Annotated in this window: 16 protein-coding genes; 8 read left to right on the forward strand and 8 right to left on the reverse strand. The window is 64.0% G+C overall.

The genetic code is table 11. From position 1 onward, the window contains the following. Positions 1–303 precede the first annotated feature (303 nt). From FFS60_RS02960 to FFS60_RS02990, 7 genes are all read left to right on the forward strand, one after another. The gene (locus FFS60_RS02960) at positions 304–1,467 is read left to right on the forward strand and encodes a type III PLP-dependent enzyme (RefSeq protein ID WP_028628540.1); all 1,164 of its coding nucleotides are present in this window, start codon (positions 304–306) and stop codon (positions 1,465–1,467) included. 157 nt (positions 1,468–1,624) lie between these two features. Continuing rightward, positions 1,625–2,713: an alpha-hydroxy acid oxidase gene (locus FFS60_RS02965; protein WP_256658029.1), complete on the forward strand. Its 1,089-nt coding sequence runs from the start codon at positions 1,625–1,627 to the stop codon at positions 2,711–2,713. Positions 2,714–3,041: 328 nt separating this feature from the next. Next, positions 3,042–5,297: a TonB-dependent siderophore receptor gene (locus FFS60_RS02970; RefSeq protein WP_137821093.1), complete on the forward strand. Its 2,256-nt coding sequence runs from the start codon at positions 3,042–3,044 to the stop codon at positions 5,295–5,297. Between the two features lie 183 nt (positions 5,298–5,480). Further along, positions 5,481–8,039, forward strand: a complete 2,559-nt coding sequence (locus tag FFS60_RS02975; RefSeq protein WP_171016478.1) for a sulfite reductase flavoprotein subunit alpha — start codon at positions 5,481–5,483, stop codon at positions 8,037–8,039. A 252-nt stretch (positions 8,040–8,291) separates the two neighbouring features. Next, on the forward strand, positions 8,292–9,038 hold the full coding sequence (locus FFS60_RS02980) for a 5-oxoprolinase subunit PxpA (RefSeq protein ID WP_028628536.1): 747 nt from the start codon (positions 8,292–8,294) through the stop codon (positions 9,036–9,038). Beyond that, complete coding sequence (gene pxpB / locus FFS60_RS02985; RefSeq protein ID WP_137821095.1) at positions 9,035–9,712, forward strand: 5-oxoprolinase subunit PxpB; 678 nt, start codon at positions 9,035–9,037, stop codon at positions 9,710–9,712. Before FFS60_RS02980 ends, pxpB begins: the two co-directional genes overlap by 4 nt. Further along, on the forward strand, positions 9,709–10,629 hold the full coding sequence (locus FFS60_RS02990) for a biotin-dependent carboxyltransferase family protein (protein ID WP_137821096.1): 921 nt from the start codon (positions 9,709–9,711) through the stop codon (positions 10,627–10,629). Before pxpB ends, FFS60_RS02990 begins: the two co-directional genes overlap by 4 nt. Positions 10,630–10,806: 177 nt before the next feature. Here the strand turns inward: FFS60_RS02990 and FFS60_RS02995 are convergent, their stop codons facing one another. The 7 genes from FFS60_RS02995 to FFS60_RS03025 all read right to left on the reverse strand — a co-directional run bounded on the left by FFS60_RS02995 (position 10,807) and on the right by FFS60_RS03025 (position 17,443). Further along, positions 10,807–11,778, reverse strand: coding sequence for a peptide ABC transporter ATP-binding protein (locus FFS60_RS02995; RefSeq protein WP_028628533.1), 972 nt, complete (start codon positions 11,776–11,778; stop codon positions 10,807–10,809). Then, positions 11,775–12,749 carry an ABC transporter ATP-binding protein gene (locus FFS60_RS03000; RefSeq protein WP_028628532.1) on the reverse strand — a complete coding sequence of 325 codons (975 nt, stop codon included), beginning with the start codon at positions 12,747–12,749 and terminating at the stop codon, positions 11,775–11,777. Before FFS60_RS03000 ends, FFS60_RS02995 begins: the two co-directional genes overlap by 4 nt. Beyond that, entirely contained in the window at positions 12,746–12,871 is a 126-nt protein-coding gene (locus tag FFS60_RS28970; protein WP_137821097.1) for a glycosyltransferase family 4 protein, read from the reverse strand. Before FFS60_RS28970 ends, FFS60_RS03000 begins: the two co-directional genes overlap by 4 nt. Positions 12,872–12,881: 10 nt before the next feature. Continuing rightward, entirely contained in the window at positions 12,882–13,787 is a 906-nt protein-coding gene (locus FFS60_RS03010) for an ABC transporter permease subunit (protein WP_028628531.1), read from the reverse strand. An 11-nt stretch (positions 13,788–13,798) separates the two neighbouring features. Further along, complete coding sequence (locus FFS60_RS03015) at positions 13,799–14,809, reverse strand: ABC transporter permease subunit (protein WP_137821098.1); 1,011 nt, start codon at positions 14,807–14,809, stop codon at positions 13,799–13,801. Between the two features lie 205 nt (positions 14,810–15,014). Next, complete coding sequence (locus tag FFS60_RS03020) at positions 15,015–16,589, reverse strand: ABC transporter substrate-binding protein (RefSeq protein ID WP_371926356.1); 1,575 nt, start codon at positions 16,587–16,589, stop codon at positions 15,015–15,017. Positions 16,590–16,879: 290 nt separating this feature from the next. Next, positions 16,880–17,443 (reverse strand): helix-turn-helix domain-containing protein, encoded by a 564-nt coding sequence (locus FFS60_RS03025; protein ID WP_137821100.1) that lies wholly within the window; start codon positions 17,441–17,443, stop codon positions 16,880–16,882. Between the two features lie 160 nt (positions 17,444–17,603). Between FFS60_RS03025 and FFS60_RS03030 the strand changes: the two genes are divergently transcribed. Beyond that, positions 17,604–18,821 carry a Xaa-Pro peptidase family protein gene (locus FFS60_RS03030; RefSeq protein WP_137821101.1) on the forward strand — a complete coding sequence of 406 codons (1,218 nt, stop codon included), beginning with the start codon at positions 17,604–17,606 and terminating at the stop codon, positions 18,819–18,821. Between the two features lie 185 nt (positions 18,822–19,006). Here the strand turns inward: FFS60_RS03030 and FFS60_RS03035 are convergent, their stop codons facing one another. Continuing rightward, the gene (locus FFS60_RS03035) at positions 19,007–20,593 is read right to left on the reverse strand and encodes an ABC transporter substrate-binding protein (RefSeq protein ID WP_137821102.1); all 1,587 of its coding nucleotides are present in this window, start codon (positions 20,591–20,593) and stop codon (positions 19,007–19,009) included. Positions 20,594–20,636: the final 43 nt, after the last annotated feature.

A 20,636-nucleotide genomic window follows, 5' to 3' on the forward strand; every position in this document is an offset into this window, starting at 1 on the left:
ATTCGAAACAGTCAACAGGCCATGCGACAAAGGGATGCGAGAAAGCGGCAATTTTTGATTGATCTGTGGTTCCTGTGGTCCTAAAGTTCGCGCCCGAACGTCCATGCTGGCAACGATCCATCCGGCTCAAGTACTGACGACGAGAGGTTTGAAGTCATTGATGACTGAAAATCCTCGGCGACATGCCTTGGGAAGTAGGCGAACCAAAGTGGGGAAACTGATCAGACGTTCAGGCCTGTTGTCCAACGCAACACCGGCCACCCCTAACAACTTTCGTTTGTTTTGCCATATGGAGTCCCTCGCATGTCGATCAAGGTCGAAGACTATTTCTCGCCCCAAACTTTCCAGCGCATGAAGGCGTTTGCCGACAAGCAAGAAACCCCGTTCGTAGTCATCGACAAGCAGACCATCGCCGATTCCTACGACCAACTGGTGAGCTGCTTCCCCTTCGCCAAGGTCTACTACGCGGTGAAGGCCAACCCGGCCACCGAAATCACTGAGCTGCTGCGCGACAAGGGTTCCAACTTCGACATCGCCTCCATCTATGAGCTGGACAAGGTGATGAAGACCGGCGTTGGCCCGGAGCGCATCAGCTACGGCAACACCATCAAGAAAGCCCGCGACATCCGTTACTTCTTCGAGAAGGGCGTGCGCCTGTTCGCCACCGACTCCGAAGCCGACCTGCGCAACATCGCCAAGGCCGCTCCGGGCGCCAAGGTCTATGTACGTATCCTCACTGAAGGCTCCACCTCGGCTGACTGGCCGCTGTCGCGCAAGTTCGGCTGCAACCCGGACATGGCCCTGGACCTGCTGATCCTCGCCAAGCAACTGGGCCTGGTGCCCTACGGCGTGTCCTTCCATGTGGGCAGCCAGCAGCGCGACATCGATGTCTGGGACGCCGCCATCGCCAAGGTCAAGGTGATCTTCGAGCGCCTGAAGGAAGAAGACGGCATCACCCTGCAGATGATCAACATGGGCGGTGGCTTCCCGGCCAACTACATCCAGCGCACCAACAGCCTGGAAACCTACGCCGAAGAGATCATCCGCTTCCTCAAGGAAGATTTCGGCGACGAGCTGCCGGAAATCATCCTGGAGCCGGGCCGATCCCTGATCGCCAACGCCGGCATCCTGGTCAGCGAAGTGGTGCTGGTGGCGCGCAAGTCGCGTACCGCCGTAGAGCGCTGGATCTACACCGACGTGGGCAAGTTCTCCGGCCTGATCGAAACCATGGACGAGGCCATCAAGTTCCCGATCTGGGTCGAGAAGAAGGGCGAGGTGGAAGAGGTGGTGATCGCCGGCCCGACCTGCGACAGCGCCGACATCATGTACGAGAACTACAAGTACGGCCTGCCGCTGAACCTGGCTGCCGAAGACCGCCTCTACTGGCTGTCCACCGGCGCCTACACCACCAGCTACAGCGCAGTGGAGTTCAATGGCTTCCCGCCGCTGAAGGCCTACTACCTGTAAGCCAGTACGCGCTTCGAACAAGGCCCGCCTTCATGGCGGGCCTTGTCATTTTCGGGGCGTGGTTTCTTGTGCGTTGTCAGGGCAGTAAGATGAGCGCCAGTTACATTTGCAAACGATTATCGACTGGCCCGTTGCCGGTCCGAAGAGGTTCGCCGCCTTGACTGCGCTCATTCCTGCCGAGATCGCCGCCGTTGCCGATTACGAAACCTTCGCCCGTGAGCGCATGACGCCGCAAGCCTGGGCCTATCTGGCCGGCGGCGCGGCGGATGAGCAGACCCTGGCGGACAATCTCGCGGCCTTCCAGCGTGTGCGCCTGCTCAATCGGGTGCTGGAGGATCTTCAGGGGGGCCACACTCGTTTGCAGCTCTGCGGCCTCGGGCTGGATTATCCGATTCTTCTGGCGCCGGTCGCGTTCCAGAAGCTGGCCCATCCTGATGGCGAGCTGGCCAGCGTGCTCGGCGCTTCTGCCATGGGCGCGGCCATGGTGGTCAGCACCCAGGCCAGTGTCAGCCTGGAAGCCATTGCCCAGGCCGCACAGACTCCCCTCTGGTTCCAGCTCTACATCCAGCCGGATCGTGAGTTCACTCGCGACCTGGTGCGGCGTGTCGAGGCGGCTGGTTATCGCGCGTTGGTAGTCACGGTGGATGCGCCGGTCAACGGCATGCGTAACCGTGAGCAGCGGGCGGGGTTCGTCCTGCCGGAGGGCGTCGAAGCGGTGAACTTGAGAGGCATGCGCAGCCTGCCGCCGAGCGTCGCCCAGCCGGGTACGAGCCCGCTGTTCGGCAGCCCGTTGCTGACCCATGCGCCGACCTGGAAGGACCTGGAGTGGCTGCAATCCCTCACGCACTTGCCGGTGCTGGTCAAGGGGGTGATGAATCCGCGGGATGCCGAGCGCGGGGTGGAGCGGGGCGTCGCTGGAATCGTGGTCTCCAACCATGGCGGCCGGACCCTGGACGGCATGCCGGCGACGCTGGACGTGCTGCCGGCGGTCGCTCAGGCAGTGGCCGGCAGGGTGCCGGTGTTGCTCGATGGTGGCGTTCGTCGTGGAACCGACGTGTTCAAGGCGCTCGCGTTGGGCGCGAGTGCAGTGATGATCGGTCGTCCCTACGTTCATGGGCTGGCTACCGCGGGAGCCTCTGGCGTGGCCCATGTACTGCACCTGCTGCGTACTGAGCTGGAAGTGGCGATGATCCTGACGGGGTGCGCGAGCCTGGCCGACATCGAGCCTTCCCTGATCTGGCGTTAGACCTCCTGGCGTCACCTGTCATAAAGCCGAATGGTTTCCCCAATCATCGATGGCCGTTTCACAGGCTCGATTTGTATCGAGGCTGAAAAATGACCGGCTAGTCACGATTAATGGTCGGCAGGAACTAGCTCGAGTCTGATTTAGTAGTTAGGTGGTTTTTGAAGATTTTTATTGGTTTTTCGAGCATATAGCATGAAATAACCGATAATTGATGCTCTCGGTGATCCGATGAGAAGTGTAAAGATTCTGTAAATATTGTGTTTGGAATATTTACTGATAAACGTTCGCAAATAGAATCGCGCCCCATCTTCACTGGGGAGTGATTCTTATGAGCAAAAAGAACAATCTGCCGCAACGCGCCGTCCTGGCCACTGCCGTCGGCCTCGTCACTGCATCTTCCGCTGGCCTGGCCATGGCCGCCGAACAGGGCAAGCTTGAACTCGGCACTGTCAAAATCGATAGCAAGGCCGAGAAGTCGTACAAGGTCGAGGAGTCCGCTTCCTCCAAGTACACCGCGCCGTTGCTGGACACTCCGCAGACCATCACCGTGGTTCCCAAGGAAGTCATCAAGGAGCAGCAGGCACTGAGCCTGCGCCAGGTGCTGTCCAACGTCTCCGGTATCACCTTCAACGCCGGTGAGGGCGGTGGTGGTTCTGGCGACAGCATCAACATCCGTGGCTTCTCCGCGAACAACAACATCCAGATCGACGGCCTGCGTGACAGCGCCCAGACCAGCCGTACCGATACCTTCAACATCGAACAGGTCGAGGTCATCAAGGGCCCGAACTCGGTGTTCGGCGGCGCCGGCACCACCGGCGGCAGCATCAACATCATCAGCAAGCAGCCGATGGATCGTGCCTTCACCACCCTGGGCGGTGGCCTGGGCACCGACAACTACCACCGCCTGACCCTGGACGCCAACCAGCCGCTGGAAGGCGTGGGCACCGACAGTGCCTTCCGCGTGAACCTGATGGCCCACGAGAACGACGTGCCCGGCCGCGACGAGATCGACCGCGAGCGCTGGGGCGTTGCGCCCTCCCTGCGCCTGGGCTTCAACGAGTCCACTCGCCTGACCCTGAGCGCCTTCCACCAGACCGACGACAATCTGCCGGACTATGGCGTGCCTGCATTCGACGGCAAGAAGCTCGCCGGCGTCAGCCGCGAGGACTACTTTGGCTGGGACAATCTGGACAAGGACGAGATCGAGCAGAGCGCCTTCACCGCGAACTTCGAGCACGAGTTCAATGACAGCCTGCGCCTGCAGAACCTGACTCGTTACAGTCGTATCGATCGCAATACAGTTGTGTCTGCATCCCACGTGAACGTCGAAGGGATTCGCAATAATGCGGGTGTTGTCGTAAGGCCCACTTTGCCTGGGCATTACTTCCCGGCAGGTCCGCAGGCTTCCGGCCGCGACACCACCACTGAAATGTGGATCAACCAGACCAACCTGCGCGCCAGCTTCGACACCCTGGGCCTCGGTCACGAACTGGTGACCGGCGCGGAAATCTCCCGCGAGGACTTCGACCTCAAGAGCTACAACCATGGTCTGGGAAATGCTCTATATCCTAATGGTGGCTATGACCTAGGGAACCCACCTGGCTACTGGGGCGGCCCGGTCAACAAGACCACCAGCAGCTACACCGAGAACCAGCTGGACGACAAGGCGCTGTATGTCTTCGACACCATCGCCCTGAACGAGCAGTGGGACTTCAACGTCGGCCTGCGCTACGACTGGTTCAAGGGTCACAGTGATACCTTCGGTGCGACCCATCAACAGACCGGCGACTTCACCTCCAAGGACGAGAAGCTCAGCAGTCGCGCTGGCCTGGTCTACAAGCCGGTAGAGAACGGCAGCATTTATGTGGCCTGGGGCAACTCCTTCAACCCCACCGCCGAAGGCATCGCCTCCAACGGTGGTGGCCTGACCGCCGCAACCGAGAACCTGGACCCGGAAAAGAACGAGACCTGGGAACTGGGCACCAAGTGGGAACTGCTGGACGGTCGCCTGGCACTGGACGGCGCGCTGTTCCGCGTGGAGAAGACCAATGCGCGTGAAACCATGGCCGATGGTTCAACCCAACTGGCCGGCAAGCAGCGCGTGGAAGGCGTGGAGCTGGGGCTGACCGGTCACATCACCGAGCAGTGGGATGTGTTCGCCAACTACACCTTCCAGTCCAGCGAAACTCTTGATGCTGGTAACGGCCCGACTGCAATCGCTCGTGAAGGGCAGGCGTTGGGCAACACCCCGCCGCGCTCCTTCAACCTGTGGACCACCTACGAGCTGCCGGAAGGCTGGACCCTGGGTTACGGCGCGCGCTACATCAGCGAGCGCAACGTTACTTCCAGCACCACCGCCAAGCTGGACGCATACTGGTTGCACAACGCCATGGTTGGCTACCGGGTCAACGAAAACCTGGACCTGCAGCTGAACGTGAACAACCTGTTCGACAAGGACTACGTGGAGCGTGTGCGTTTGCAGAACGGCACAAGTGTTGGCTCTGGCGCTACCAACGCGCGTTCCTCGGCCATCGAATACGGCGATGCTCGTTCGGCGATCCTGACCGCCAGCTACTCGTTCTGACGGACGAGTCACGGGCCCTGCCTTGTGCAGGGCCCGTGTCGCTGTAAATAAAAGGTAAAACCTTCGTTTCCTGATTTAATGCATCCCGTTCTCAAATAAAATCGCCCCCCGGTCAGGCATGGGGCCTGCCGCGAACAAGCGATTTGACGCACCGCCAGGTGCGTATCCGAGGGATATCACGTGTTGAAGAAGACCCTGTTCCAGCTGCACTGGCTGTTCGGTATCAGTGCGGGGCTGGTGCTGGCACTGATGGGCATCACCGGGGCCGCGTACAGCTTTCAGGAAGAAATCCTCCGCCTGCTCAACCCTGAGACCCTGACGGTCGAGGTGCGTGACAGTGGCGTGCTGCCGCCGGCCGAGCTGGTAACCAGGATCGAAGCCGCCGAAGGCAAGAAAGTCTCCGGCCTGTGGGTGGAAACGAGCACCGACCATGCCGCCCGCGTCTTCTTCATGCCGCCGCCGGGCGAGCGCCGCGGCCCCATGCGCTACTTCGATCCCTATACAGGCGAGTTGCTCGGCCAGCCTGCCGGCCAGCAGTTCTTTGGCCTGATGCTGCAATTGCACCGCTTCCTCGCCATGGGCGAGTTCGGCAAGCAGATCACCGCCGCCTGCACCCTGATCCTCATTTTCTTCTGCCTGTCCGGCCTCTACCTGCGCTGGCCGCGCAAGGCCACCAACTGGCGCGCCTGGCTGACCCTCGACTGGTCACGCAAGGGCCGCAGCTTCAACTGGGACCTGCATGCCGTGGCCGGTACCTGGTGCCTGGTGTTCTATCTCCTGGCGGCGCTGACCGGCCTGTACTGGTCCTACGAGTGGTACCGCGAAGGCCTCACCCGCCTGCTTTCCGATGCCCCGGCCGGCCAGCAGGGCAAGCCCGGCGAGCGTCGTGGCGAAGGCCGTGGCCGTCCCGGCGCGGAGGCGCCGTCCGGCCCGCCGCTGGTGGTGGACTACGACGCCGTGTGGAAAAGCATCCGCGACACCGCCGGCCCGACCCTGAGCGCCTACAACCTGCGCCTGCCGCCGGTGGGCGGCAAGCCTGCCCAGGTGTTCTACCTGCTGGAGGATGCCGACCATCCCCGTGCCCTCAACCAGATCGTCCTTGACCCCGCCACCGGCAAGGTGACGCGCAGCGAACGCTACACCGACAAGAGCTTCAAGGCCCAGCTACTGACCAGCGTCTATGCACTGCACGTGGGCGAGTACTTCGGCCTGCCGGGCCGCATCCTGGTGATGCTGGCGAGCCTGACCATGCCGCTGTTCTTCGTCACCGGCTGGCTGCTCTACCTCGACCGCCGACGCAAGAAGCGTGCGATCAAGGCCGCCCGTGGTGGCTTGGCCGAGAGCGGTGGGCAGGATTCCTGGTTGATCGGCTTCGCCAGCCAGAGCGGTTTCGCCGAGCAACTGGCCTGGCAGAGCGCCAGCCAGCTCCAGGCTGCCGGCTTGCCGGTTCGGGTCGAACCCCTCGCCGCGCTGGACGGCAGTACCCTGGCCCAGGCCCGCAACGCGCTTTTTGTGGTCAGTACCTTTGGCGATGGCGAAGCGCCGGACAATGCCCGTGGCTTCGAGCGCAAGGTGCTTGGCCAGGCCTCCCAGCTCGCCGGCCTGCGCTTTGCCGTGCTGGCCCTGGGCGACCGCCAGTACGAGCAGTTCTGTGGCTTCGGCCGCCGCCTGCAGGCCTGGCTGAAGGGGCAAGGCGCAAGTCAGCTGTTCGAGCCGGTGGAAGTGGATAACGGCAACAGCAGCGCCCTGCAGCAATGGCAGCAGCAGATCGCCCAGGTTTCCGGCAGCGCCATGCTGACGCCCTGGAGCGGCCCGGCGTTCGAAAGCTGGACCCTGGAAGGCCGCGAACACCTCAATCCGGGTAGCCAGGGCGAATCCGCCTGGCTGCTGCGCCTGCGCGCCCCGGCGGGTAGCCAGGTGGACTGGCAGGCCGGCGACCTGGTGGAAATCCTCCCGCGCCAGGCCGAACCGCGCATCCAGGCCTGGCTCGACCAGCATGGCCTCGACGGCAACGCCCAGGTGGAGCTGGACGGCCAGCGCCAGACGCTGCGCCAAGCCCTGGCCGGGCGCCTGCTGCCGAACTCCTTCGAGCATCTTGTTGGGCTGCACCCGCACGCCCTGGTGCAGGCGCTGATCGGCCTTTCGGTGCGTCAGTACTCGATCGCCTCACTGGCCAGCGACGGTGTGCTGGAGCTGATCGTGCGCCAGGAACAGCACGCCGATGGCAGCCTGGGCATCGCCTCCGGCTGGTTGACCCACTACTTGCCGCAGGGCGCCGTCGTGCCCCTGCGCCTGCGTCGCAACAGCCGCTTCCACCTGATCGACGAAGATCGTCCGCTGATCTTCATTGGCAACGGTACTGGCCTCGCCGGCCTGCGTAGCCTGCTCAAGGCGGCCATCGCAGCCGGGCGCAATCGCAACTGGCTGCTGTTCGGTGAGCGCAACCAGGCTCACGACTTCTATTGCCGTGACGAGTTGCAGGGCTGGTTGGCCCAGGGCGAACTGCAGCGCCTGGACCTCGCCTTCTCCCGCGACCAGGCCGAAAAGATCTATGTGCAGGACCGTCTGCGCGAAGCGGCTGACGAACTGCGCGCCTGGCTGGCGGAGGGCGCGGTGATCTATGTCTGCGGCAGTCTGCAAGGCATGGCCGAGGGCGTCGATTGCACCCTGCGCGACATCCTTGGCGACGAGGCGCTGCAGCAGCTGAATGACGATGGCCGCTACCGCCGCGACGTGTACTGAAGGCGCTGTGCGCCAAACCGAGTGATCCCTGCTCCTGGGGAACGTTCGCCCTGCCTTGTGCGGGGCGTTTTTTTTGTTGTTTTTCGCCCCTCCGTAGGGTGCGCAATGCGCACCGGTTCGATGCCCGTCCGTTATCTAGGGTGGGCTTTAGCCCGCGCTGGCCTTGATTGGTGGGCTGAAGCCCACCCTACGGGAGGAATACCCGCGAATTAGTCCCTACAAGGCTGCCGGCTTTTAGCCATAATCCGCCTCATGAACAGACGAATCCTGCTGAACTGCGACATGGGCGAAAGCTTCGGCGCCTGGCAGATGGGTAATGACGAACACGCCATGCCACTGGTGGACCAGGCCAACCTCGCCTGTGGTTTCCACGCCGCTGACCCCCTGACCATGCAGCGCACCGTCGAGCTGGCGCTGCGTCACCATGTGCGCATCGGTGCCCATCCGGCCTACCCGGACCTCGCCGGTTTCGGCCGTCGCCATATGGCTTGCTCGCCGGAAGAGGTGCGCGCCCTGGTGCTCTATCAGCTTGGCGCGCTGGAAGCCTTCTGCCGTGCAGTCGGTACCCAGGTGGCTTACGTAAAGCCCCATGGCGCGCTGTACAACGATCTGGTGCGGGACGACGCGCTGCTCGAAGCCGTGCTCGATGCCTGTGCCAGTTATCGCAAAGGGCTGCCGCTGATGGTTCTGGCCCTGGCGGACAACAGCCGTGAACTGCAACTGGCGGATGCCGCCGATGTGCCGTTGATGTTCGAAGCCTTCGCCGACCGCGCCTATCTTTCCGACGGCCAACTGGCGCCTCGGCGCATGACTGGTGCGGTGCATCACGACCCCGAGCGCATTCTCAGCCAGGCCCTGGCCATTGCCGCCGGTGAGCCCTTCCCGGACATCGACGGCAAGCCCTTGCGGCTGACTGCCGACAGCCTCTGCGTGCATGGCGACAATCCCGAGTCCCTGGCGGTGTTGCGCCGTCTGCGAGGCAAGCTGGACGCCCTATGATCCGTCTCGAGCCTGCTGGCGCCGAAGCCCTGCTGCTGGTGCTGGCCGATGAACCGGATACCCGGTCTCCACAGCGCATCGCGGCGCTGGCCGAGACCCTGCGCCGTGAGCTGGGACCGCTGTTGCTGGATCTGGTGCCCGGTTGGACCACCCTGCTGCTGCACTACGACCTGACCCGCACGGACCAGCAGGACCTGGCCCAGCGTATCGAACCGCTGCTGGAAGCCTGGCTGCTGGCTCCCGACGCGACCGACGCCGGCCGGCTGCATGAAATCCCCATCTGGTACTGCGGCGAGGACCTGGCCTGGGTGGCTGAGTCCTGTGGTCTGTCCGTGGCCGGGGTGGTGGATATCCACAGCAGCGCCGAGTACCGGGTCGGTGCTATCGGCTTTTCGCCGGGCTTTGCCTATCTGGGTGGTCTCGATTCGCGTCTTGCCCTGCCACGTCGCAGCAGCCCGCGCATTCGCGTGCCGGCCGGCAGCCTGGCCATCGCCGAGCAGCAGACGGCCATTTATCCACAGGCCTCGCCGGGCGGCTGGCACCTGCTCGGGCTCTGCCCCTGGCGCTTGTTCGATGCCCGGCGCGAGCCGCCCTGTCCGCTGGCCTTGGGCGATCGCGTGCGCTTCTTCGCCATCGACGAAGCTCGCTATCGCGCTGAAGGTGGCGAGGCATGAGCAGCCTGCGGGTGATCAAGCCCGGCCCCCTGAGCCTGCTGCAGGACGCCGGTCGGTTCGGCTGGCAGCATCTGGGCGTTTCCCCGACCGGCCCCATGGACCCGCTGGCAGCGGCCTGGGCCAATCGGCTGCTGGGCAATCCGCGGCAATGCGCGGTGCTGGAAATCGCCCTCGGGGGTGTGGAGCTGGAGGCTGAGGCGGCGCTATGGGTGGCCATCACCGGCGCGGACATGCCGCTGAGTGTCGACGGCGAATCGCGCCTCAACTGGTCGCGCTTTCGCCTGGAGGCCGGGCAGCGCTTGCAGGTCGGTTATGCCCGCCATGGTCAGCGCGCGTATCTGGCACTGGCGGGCGGCATCCGTGCCGAACCGGTGCTGGGTAGCGTGGCTTGCCAGATGCGTGAAGGCTTGGGCGGCCTGAATGGCCAAGGCCATCGCCTGGTCGAAGGTGACCTGCTGGCAGGCGGTTCCGGCAACTTCCCACGTGGCGCCAGCGTGCCTTGGCCCTGGCAACCGGACTACAGCGTGGCGCAGGTGCTGCGGGTGGTGATCGGGGGCGACGCCGCCAGTTTCGACGAGGACCAGGCCCGCGCCTTCTTCGAGCGCCCCTGGCAACTCAGTTCGCAGTCCGATCGCATGGGGGCGAGGCTGGAAGGTGAGCCGCTGGTCGCGCCGCAACGGCAGTGGTCCCAGGGCGTGGTCAGTGGCGCGATCCAGGTGCCGCCCGACGGCCAGCCGATCATCCTGATGGCCGACCGCCAGACCATGGGCGGTTATCCCATCCTTGGCTGGGTCCATTCCCTGGACCTCGGGCGCCTGGCGCAATGCCCCGCAAACCAGATGCTGCGGTTCACCGTGATGAGCCTGGACGACTCCCAGGACGAGCTGCGGGCGTTCTATAGCTTCTTCGGGCGGTAAGCCGCTCTAGCAGGGACGCTGCGTGGCCGTGTTGTTCAGGATCGCGCCATGGAGCTTCGATCTGCTGGCGCGGCCATTCGCTGGCAAGCCAGCTCCTACGGGCAATGCAGCTGCCTACAACACGTCATGCAGACAGAGCCAATGAATTCGTCCCTACAAGGGGGGGCGGTCAACACCTCAACCGTTGATGCTCTCGACGTTGTGGCAGGCCACCTGGCGCGCATCGATCAGGCGCAGGACGGGTTCTTCCACCTTGCAGCGCTCGGTGGCGTAGGGGCAGCGCTTGTGGAAGGCGCAGCCGGACGGCGGGTCGAGCGGGTTGGGCAGTTCGCCGGCGATCTTGATCTTCGGCTTGCTCGGGTCTGGATGAATCGCCGGCGTGGCCGAGAGCAGGGCCTTGGTGTAAGGGTGCAGCGGGCGCTCGTAGATCAACTCACTGGGGCCCATCTCGACCGGGCGGCCGAGGTACATCACCAGCACGTCGTTGGCGACGTGGCGCACCACCGCGAGGTTGTGGGAGATGAACACGTAGCCGGTGTTATAGCGCTCCTGCAGGTCCATGAAGAGGTTGAGCACCTGGGCCTGGATCGACACGTCCAGGGCCGAGGTCGGCTCGTCCGCTACCAGTACCTTGGGGTTGAGCATCATGGCGCGGGCCAGTGCGATGCGCTGGCGCTGGCCGCCGGAGAACATATGCGGGTAGCGCTGGTAGTGCTCGGGGCGTAGGCCCACCTGCTGCATCATCGCCTGCACCTGCTCGCGGCGTTCGACGCGGGAAAGGCCAGTGTTGATGACCAGTGGTTCGGCCAACTGGTCGCCAACCTTCTGCCGCGGGTTGAGCGAGGCATAGGGGTTCTGGAAAACCATCTGCACGTCGCGGCGCAGTTGCTTGCGCTCGTCCTTGCTGGCGCCTGCGACTTCGCGACCGGCGATCTGCAGCGAGCCGGAGGAAGGTTCCTCGATCAGCGTCAGGGCGCGGGCCAGCGTGGACTTGCCGCAGCCGGATTCGCCGACCACGGCCAGGGTACGTCCAGCCTCCAACTCGAAAGACACACCGTTCAGGGCGCGCACCAGGGCGCTGGGCTTGAACAGGCCACGGGAGACTTCGTAGTGGCGGGTCAGTTCGCGGGCGGTCAATACAGCACTCATCGCGCCACCTCGATCAGGTTAAGGGGGTAGAAGCAGCGCACGGCGCCATGGGCATGCGGGTCCAGGGTCGGACGCTGGGCCACGCAGTTGGACTGGCCATAAGGGCAGCGCGGCGACAGCAGGCAACCGTGGGGCCGGTCGTAGCGGCCGGGGACGATGCCGGGCAGCGTCGACAGGCGATGGGCGCCCAGACTGTGCTCGGGAATCGCCTTGAGCAGGGCTTCGGTATAGGGGTGGGTCGGCGCATTGAACAGGCGGGGTACCTCACCGACTTCCACTGCCTGGCCGGCGTACATCACGCAGACGCGGTCGGCGGTTTCGGCCACCACGGCCAGGTCATGGGTGATCAGCACCAGCGCCATGCCCTGGTCGCGCTGCAGGTCCAGCAAGAGGTCCATGATCTGCGCCTGGATGGTCACGTCCAGGGCGGTGGTGGGTTCGTCGGCGATCAGCAGCTTGGGTTCGGCGGCGATGGCCATGGCAATCGCCACGCGCTGGCTCATGCCCCCGGACAGTTGGTGGGGGTAAGCGTCGAGACGGCTGGCTGCGCCGGGGATTTCCACCCGTTCCAGCAGTTCGAGGGCGCGCTGGCGGGCGGCCTTGCCCTTGAGCCCCATGTGCTGGTGCAGCACTTCCTCGATCTGGAAGCCCACGGTGTAGCTGGGGTTGAGGGCGGTCATCGGGTCCTGGAAAACCATCGCCAGGTCCTTGCCCACGATGTGCCGGCGCTGCTTGCCCTTGAGCTTGAGCATGTCGTGGCCGTCAAAGAGCAGGCTGTCGGCGGTGACGCGGCCGGGGGCGTCGATCAGCCCCATCAGGGCCATCATGGTCACCGACTTGCCGGAGCCGGACTCGCCGACGATGGCCAGCACTTCGCCCTTGTTCACGGCGATGTCGAGGCCGTCCACCACCGGCACGGCATTGGCGTCGCCGAAGCGCACGCTGAGGTTCCTGATTTCGAGGAGGCTCATGCGGTGGCCTCCAGAGCGGTGCAAGGCTCGCCGTAGGATGGAGCGATGCCCATCGACGTGGTCGGCCGGAAATGATGGGTTTCGCTTCGCTCTACCCATCCTACGAAGATGATTCGGTTCATGGCGGGCTCCTCAGACTGCATTCTTGAGTTTCGGGTCCAGCGCATCGCGCAGGCCGTCGCCCATCAGGTTGATTGCCAGCACGCTGAGCAGAATGGTCAGGCCGGGCAGCGAGACCACCCACCAGGCGCGTTCGATGTAGTCGCGCGCGGAGGCCAGCATGGTGCCCCACTCAGGCGTGGGCGGCTGCACGCCGAGGCCGAGGAAACCCAGGGCGGCGGCGTCGAGGATGGCCGAGGAGAAACTCAGGGTGGCCTGCACGATCAGCGGCGCCATGCAGTTGGGCAGCACGGTGACGAACATCAGGCGCAGCAGGCCGGCGCCAGCCAGGCGCGAGGCGGTGACGTAGTCGCGGTTCAGCTCGCCCATCACCGAGGCGCGGGTCAGGCGCACATAGGAAGGCAGGGAGACGATGGCGATGGCGATCACGGTGTTGATCAGGCCCGGGCCGAGGATGGCGACGATGGCCACCGCCAGCAGCAGCGAGGGCAGGGCCAGCATGATGTCCATCAGGCGCATGATCGAGGGCCCCAGCAGGCGCGGGAAGAAACCCGCCACCAGGCCGAGGAGGATGCCCGGGATCAGCGACATCACCACCGAGGCCAGGCCGATCAGCAGGGACAGGCGGGCGCCATGGATCAGGCGCGAGAGCAGGTCGCGGCCAAGTTCATCGGTGCCCAGCAGGAACTGCGCCTGGCCGCCTTCCAGCCAGACCGGCGGGGTCAGCAGGAAGTCGCGGAACTGCTCGCTCGGGTCATGGGGCGCGACCCAAGGGGCGAAGAGGGCGCAGAACACGATCAGGATCATGAAGGCAAGGCCGCCGACGGCGCCCTTGTTGTGGGAAAAGGCCTTCCAGAACTCCTTCAGCGGGGAGGGGTAAAGGATGCTTGGATCGACCTGGGGTTGCAGGGTGGTCACGTCAGGTCTCCTTATCGCTGATGGCGGATGCGTGGGTTGACCAGGCCGTAGAGGATGTCCACGACGAAGTTCACCAGGATCACCAGGCAGGCGATCAGCAGGATGCCGTTCTGCACCACTGGATAATCACGAGCGCCAATGGCCTCGATCAGCCATTTGCCGATACCGGGCCAGGAGAAGATGGTTTCGGTCAGCACGGCGCCGGCGAGCAGGGCACCTATCTGCAGGCCGAACACGGTGAGGACCGGTACCAGCGCGTTGCGCAGGCCGTGGACGAAGACCACGCGAGCCGGCGACAGGCCCTTGGCGCGGGCGGTGCGGACATAGTCTTCGCGCAGTACTTCGAGCATGGCCGAGCGGGTCATGCGGGCGATCACCGCCAGCGGGATGGTGCCCAGCACGATGGCCGGCAGGATCAGGTGGCGCAGGGCATCGACGAAGGCGCCCTCTTCTTCGGAAAGCAGCGTGTCGATGAGCATGAAGCCGGTTTTCGGTTCGATGTCGTAGAGCAGGTCGATCCGTCCGGATACCGGCGTCCAGCCCAGCCAGACGGAGAAGAACATGATCAACAGCAGGCCCCACCAGAAAATCGGCATGGAGTAGCCCGCCAGCGAGATGCCCATCACCCCGTGGTCGAACAGGGAGCCGCGTTTGAGCGCGGCGATCACGCCGGCCAGTACGCCAAGGGTGCCCGCGAAGATCAGTGCCGCGATGGACAGCTCCAGGGTGGCCGGGAACAGGGTGAGGAATTCTTGCCAGACGCCTTCGCGGGTGCGCAGTGATTCGCCCAGATCGCCCTGTGCCAGCTTGCCGATGTAATCCAGGTACTGTTCCGGCAGCGGTTTGTTGAGGCCGAGGCGTTCCATGGCCTGGGCGTGCATTTCCGGGTCGACCCGACGTTCACCCATCATCACTTCCACCGGGTCGCCGGGGATCAGGCGAATCAGGGCGAAGGTGAGCAGGGTGACGCCGAAGAAGGTGGGGATCAGAAGTCCCAGTCGGCGTGCGATGAAACTCAGCATTTGGGCGAATCACTCCTCGTCTTTGTAATGCCGGTCAGCGTGCTGACCGTTCCCAGCAGTTTAGGCCGCGTGGGTAAAGGCGCCGGCCCGAAGGTGTCGGGACGGGGGGGCCTTGCGTTCGTTATGGGCAGGTGAGATTGGCCTCGGCCACTCTGTCGGTGGCTCGAAGGGGGGCGGACAAGGCCGGTTGCCCGGCCTCGTTCACTCAGCGTCCGTTGGAGACGCCATAGAAGCTGTTGCGTCCGAAGGGGCTGATCAGGAAGTCCTTCACGCTGGCTCGCATCGGTTGATAAACCGTGGAGTGCGCAATGGGGGTGATCGGCACCTGCTGTTGCAGGACGTGCTGGGCTTGCTTGTACAGCTCGGTACGCTTCTCGACGTCGGCGGTGGCCTTGGCGGCCTTCACCAGCTTGTCGTAGCGGGCGTCGCACCATTTGGAGAAGTTGTTGCCGTCGACCGAGTCGCAGCCATAGAGGGTGCCCAGCCAGTTGTCCGGGTCGCCGTTGTCGCCGGTCCAGCCGATCAGCATGGCGTCGTGTTCACCATTGTGGGCACGCTTGATGTACTCGCCCCACTCGTAGCTGACGATACGTGCCTTGATGCCCACCTTGGCCCAGTCGGCCTGGAGCATTTCGGCCATCAGCTTGGCATTGGGGTTGTAGGGTCGCTGCACCGGCATGGCCCAGAGGGTGATTTCGGTACCTTCCTTCACGCCGGCGGCTTTCAGCAGTTCCTTGGCCTTCTCCGGGTTGAAGTCGCGGTCCTTGATGGTTTCGTCGTAGGACCATTGGGTCGGCGGCATGCCGTTCACGGCGAGCTGGCCGGCGCCCTGGTAGACGGCGTCGATGATGGCCTGCTTGTTCACCGCCATGTCCAGCGCCTGGCGCACTTCGAGCTTGTCGAAGGGGGCGCGGGTGACGTTGTAGGCGATGTAGCCGAGGTTGAAGCCGGGTTCGCTCGGCACCTTCAGGTTCGGGTCCTTCTTCAGGGCCTCGATGTCTGCCGGGCGCGGGTTGAGGGTGACCTGGCATTCGCCGGCCTTGAGCTTCTGGGTGCGCACGGAGGCATCGGTGTTGATGGCGAAGATCAGGTTGTCGATCTTTACATCCTCGGGCTTCCAGTAATCCTTGTTACCGGTGAAGCGGATCTGCGCGTCCTTCTGGTAGCGCTTGAGCACGAAGGGGCCGGTGCCGATGGGCTTCTGGTTGATGTCGGCGGCCTTGCCGGCCTTCAGCAACTGGTCGGCGTACTCGGCGGACTGGATCGCGGCGAAGTTCATCGCCAGGTTCTGGATGAAGGCGGCGTCTACTTCGTTCAGGTTGAAGGCGACGGTCATGTCGTCGACCTTCTCTACCTTGGCGATGTTCTTGTCCAGGCCCATGTCGGTGAAGTAGGGGAACTCGGTGGGGTAGGCCTTACGGAACGGATGCTCCTTGTCGAGCATGCGCTGGAAGGTGAAGACCACGTCGTCGGCGTTGAGCTCGCGGGTCGGCTTGAAATAGGCGGTGGTGTGGAACTTCACACCGGGGCGCAGGTGGAAGACGTAGCGCTTGCCGTCTTCGCTGATGTCCCAACTGCTGGCCAGGGCAGGTTCGACCTGGGTACTGCCGCGCTGGAACTGGGCGAGGCGGTTGAAGAGGGTTTCGGAGGTCGCGTCGAAGTCGGTGCCGGTGGTGTACTGGCCCGGGTCGAAGCCGGCGGGGCTGCCTTCGGAGCAGAAGACCAGGTTGCTGGCGGCGTGGGTGAAGCCGGAGCCGAGGATCAGGCCGGCGGCGAGCATGGACTTGAGCGTGGTTTTCTGACGCATGCGAACCTCGTTGTTGTTGTTCTGAGGGCGGCGTATCAGGTGGTCGAAGCCTTCGGTGTCCGTTGCACCTGACCCTGCGGCTTCGTGGGCCGCAGGTTGCCCGTCATTCGCGAGCCAGGGGCCGGATGCCGGCATCCCCGGGCGGGCGATGGCGGCGGAGGGGAAAGGGATGCTTGCGCCTGCGCCGGCCGAGGCCGAACTTAAGTGATGCTGAAATTAAGGTCAACTTAAATTCAGTGGCGCTTACATCTGGAACTGGCTGGTCAGGGCGTGGGGTGGTCGTCGAACAGGCCCATGGTGGTCACGGTCAGCACCTCGGCCACTTCGTCGCCGGCATTGGCGAGAAAATGCGGCTTGGCGGCGTCGAAATGCACTGAATCCCCAGGGCCGAGGGGGTAGTTGCGACCTTCAATGGTGTAGGCGATCTGCCCCGACAGCACGTAGGCGAACTCAGCGCCATCGTGGGAAATGAGCTCGGACTGGTAGCCCACCGGCATGCTCATCTTCACGGCGTTGATCAGGTTGCCCGGGAAGTTGCTGGACAGGCGCTCGTAGGCCAGCGGCTGGCCGCCGATGGTGTAGCGCACGCGCTGGCCCTGATGGGAGTCGGGCTGGTGCTGGGCGGGCTGGTCGAACAGGGCGTTGAGCGGAATGCCCAGGGATTTGGCGATGTTCGCCAGGGATGAGATGGACACGCCGGTGAGGTTGCGCTCGGCCTGGGACAGGAAACTGGCCGTAAGGCCCGATTCGGCGGCGACTTGGTTCAGGGTCTTGTTGGCGGCGCGGCGATAGCGGCGCAACCGTTCGCCGATCTGTTCTACGGTCATTGGCGTGGCTCTTGTTCTGAAGGGCGCCAGTATAACGGGCGGCGCATTGTAGAAAAGGCTTGTCGCCTTATTGAAATTAAGTGGGACTGAAAAATTGCGTTGACGGCTATTTAAGTGAAACTTAAATTCGGCGCACGGCAACATCACTCGGGAGAACAAGATGACAGTGGGTGTGGGTGGCAAGACTCCGGAACAGGCCCTGGCCGGCCTGGCGATCATGACCGAGGGCACGGAGCCCATCGGCCTCGGTGAGTACCAGGCACGCATTGCCAAGGCCCAGGGCCTGATGCGCGAGCAGGGTGTCGCGGCCATCTACCTGAACGCCGGCAGCAACTTGCGCTACTTCACCGGGGTGAAGTGGAGCCCGAGCGAACGCATGGTCGGTGCCGTGCTCCCGGCCGATGGTCAACTCGCCTACATTGCCCCCGCGTTTGAAGAAGGCACCATTCGCGATTTTCGCGAGGTGGACGGGGTTATCCAAACTTGGCAGGAACACGAGAGCCCCTATCGCCTGCTGCTGGAAATGCTGGCCGGCATGGGCATCGCCGCCGACGCCAAGGTGGGCCTGTGCCCGTCGCTGGCCTTCTTCATGTTCGACGGCATCCGTCGTCTCGGCTCGGGCTTCGACTTCGTCGATGCGGCCTGCGTGATCAATCCCTGCCGCTTCCACAAGTCCGCCACCGAGCTGGCGCTGATGCAGCGCGCCAAGGACATGACCCTTGAAGTGCACAAGGCTGCCGCCAGCATCCTGCGCGCGGGCATCAGCACCCTTGAGGTCGCCGAGTTCATCCACCAGGCGCACCGCAAGGTGGGCGCGCCGGGTTCGACCTTCTGCATCGTGCTGTTCGGTGAAGCCAGTGCCTTTCCCCATGGCGTAAAGCACGCGCAGGTGCTGAAGGACGGCGACATGGTGCTGATCGACACCGGCTGCCAGCTCCATGGCTATCAGTCGGATATCACCCGCAGCTATGTATTCGGTTCCCCGAGCGACCGTCAGCGCACGTTCTGGAACCTGGAGAAGGCGGCGCAGCAGGCTGCCTTCGATGCGGCCCGCCTTGGCGAGCCTTGCGGCTCGGTAGACACCGCGGCGCGTCGTTGCCTGGAAGCCGGCGGCCTGGGCCCGGACTACCAGTTGCCCGGCCTGCCGCACCGCACCGGCCACGGCATCGGCATGGATATTCACGAAGGGCCTTACCTGGTGCGCGGCGACGAAACGCCGCTGGCCGAAGGCATGTGTTTCTCCAATGAGCCGATGATCTGCGTGCCGGGCGAGTTCGGTATTCGCCTGGAGGACCACTTCTACATGACGGCCACTGGGCCGCGCTGGTTTACCGAGCCGAGCCATTCCATCGACGATCCGTTCGGGTTGGGGGCCTGAGGTCTGCTTGGCGAATGAATTGGCTGTGTCCGCGTAACGTGTTGAAGGTCGTGGAATTCCTTGTAGGAGCTAGCTTGCTAGCGAACGCGGACATTTTCGCCAGCAAGCTGGCTCCTACAGGCGCCCAAGCTCACCGATAGCTAACGCAGACAGAGCGAATGAGTTCGCCCCAACAGGGAAGCGGCCTACGGGTTCACCTTCACCCGCGCGAAGTTGTTCGATCCCATCGGGTTCAGCTGGAACCCGTCCACACCTTTGCGCACGGCGGCGAACTGCTTGGGATGCGCGAGGGTTATCCACGGTGCTTGCTCGTGGAAGATCGCCAGCGCCTTTCGATAGAGCTCGGCACGGCGGGTCGTATCGCTGATGGCGCGGGCTTCGCGGATCAACCCATCGAACGCCGGGTTGCACCAGCCGGCCTGGTTCTCGCCTGATTGGGCCGCGGCGCAGGACAGGTTGGGTGTAAGGAAGTTGTCCGGGTCGCCGTTGTCGCCGGCCCAGCCCATGAACACCAGGTCGTGCTCACCGTTCTTGGCTCGTTTGATCAGCTCGCCCCATTCATACACGCGAATGTCTGCCTTGATGCCGATGGCGGCCAGGTCTGCCTGGAGCATCTGCGCGCCAATGCCCGGGTTGGGGTTGGTCGGTCCGCCGCCGGGGCGGGTCCAGATGCTCAGCTTGAAGCCGTCCTTGTGACCCGCTTCGGCCAGCAGTTGCCGCGCTTTTTCCGGGTCGTGAGGCCAAGGGTTCAGCTTGTCGTTGAAGCCCAGCATGCTGGCCGGGTAGGGCGCCACGGCGATGCTGGCATTCCCTTCGCCATATTGGGCGCGCAGGTAGGCGCGGGTGTCGAAGGCGAGGTTGATGGCCTGGCGTACCCGCACGTCGTCGAGCGGCGGATGGCGGGTGTTGATGCCGACGTAGGCGACGAGTAGGGAGTCCAGTTCCAGAACCTGCAAGGCCGGGTCCTGGCGCAGGGCGTCGATATCAGTCGGGCGCGGATAGACGGCAATCTGGCAGGCGCCGGCCTTGAGTTGCTGTACGCGCACGTTGGGATCGGGGGTGATGGCGAACAGCAAACGGTCGATCGCAGGTTTGCCTGCCCAGTAGTGCGTGTTGGCGCGGAAGCGGATTTGCGCATCCTTGCGGTAGCGCTCGAAGACGAACGGGCCGGTGCCGACCGGTTCGCGGTTGAGCTGTTCCGGCTTTCCAGCTTTCAGCAACTGGTCGGCGTATTCGGCGGAATAGATGGAGGTGAAGCCCATGGCCAGGTCGGCGAGAAAGGGCGCCTCCGGGTGTTTCAGAGTGAAACGCACGCGGTGGTCGTCGAGCTTCTCGATGCGCTCGATCAACTGCGCGAAGGCCATGGATTCGGCATAGGGGAAGCCGCGCGGGGACAGCGTGCGCCAGGGATGAGCCGGGTCGAGCTGGCGCTGGAAACTCCAGAGCACGTCGTCGGCGTTGAGTTCACGGCTGGGAGTGAACCAGGACGTGCTGTGGAAGGTAACGCCCTTGCGTAGCTGGAACTCGTAGACGAGGCCGTCAGGGCTGATGCTCCAGCTTTCCGCCAATCCCGGTTGCAGCCGGGTGCTGCCGGGCGCGAACTGCACCAGGCGGTCGAAGACCGTCTCGGCCGAGGCATCGGCCGTGGTGGCGGCAGTGTACTGGACGATGTCGAAGCCTTCGGGGCTGGCTTCGGTGCAGACGACCAGGGATTGACTGGCGGCTGTGTAGAGGGGAAGGCAGAGAGCGAGGGTCAGCAGGCTTCGACGCATCGGACTTCCTTGGGGCAGAAATGAAAACGGGGCCCGAAGGCCC

The organism is Pseudomonas sp. D(2018) (assembly GCF_005502555.1).
Taxonomy (GTDB): Bacteria; Pseudomonadota; Gammaproteobacteria; order Pseudomonadales; family Pseudomonadaceae; genus Metapseudomonas; species Metapseudomonas resinovorans.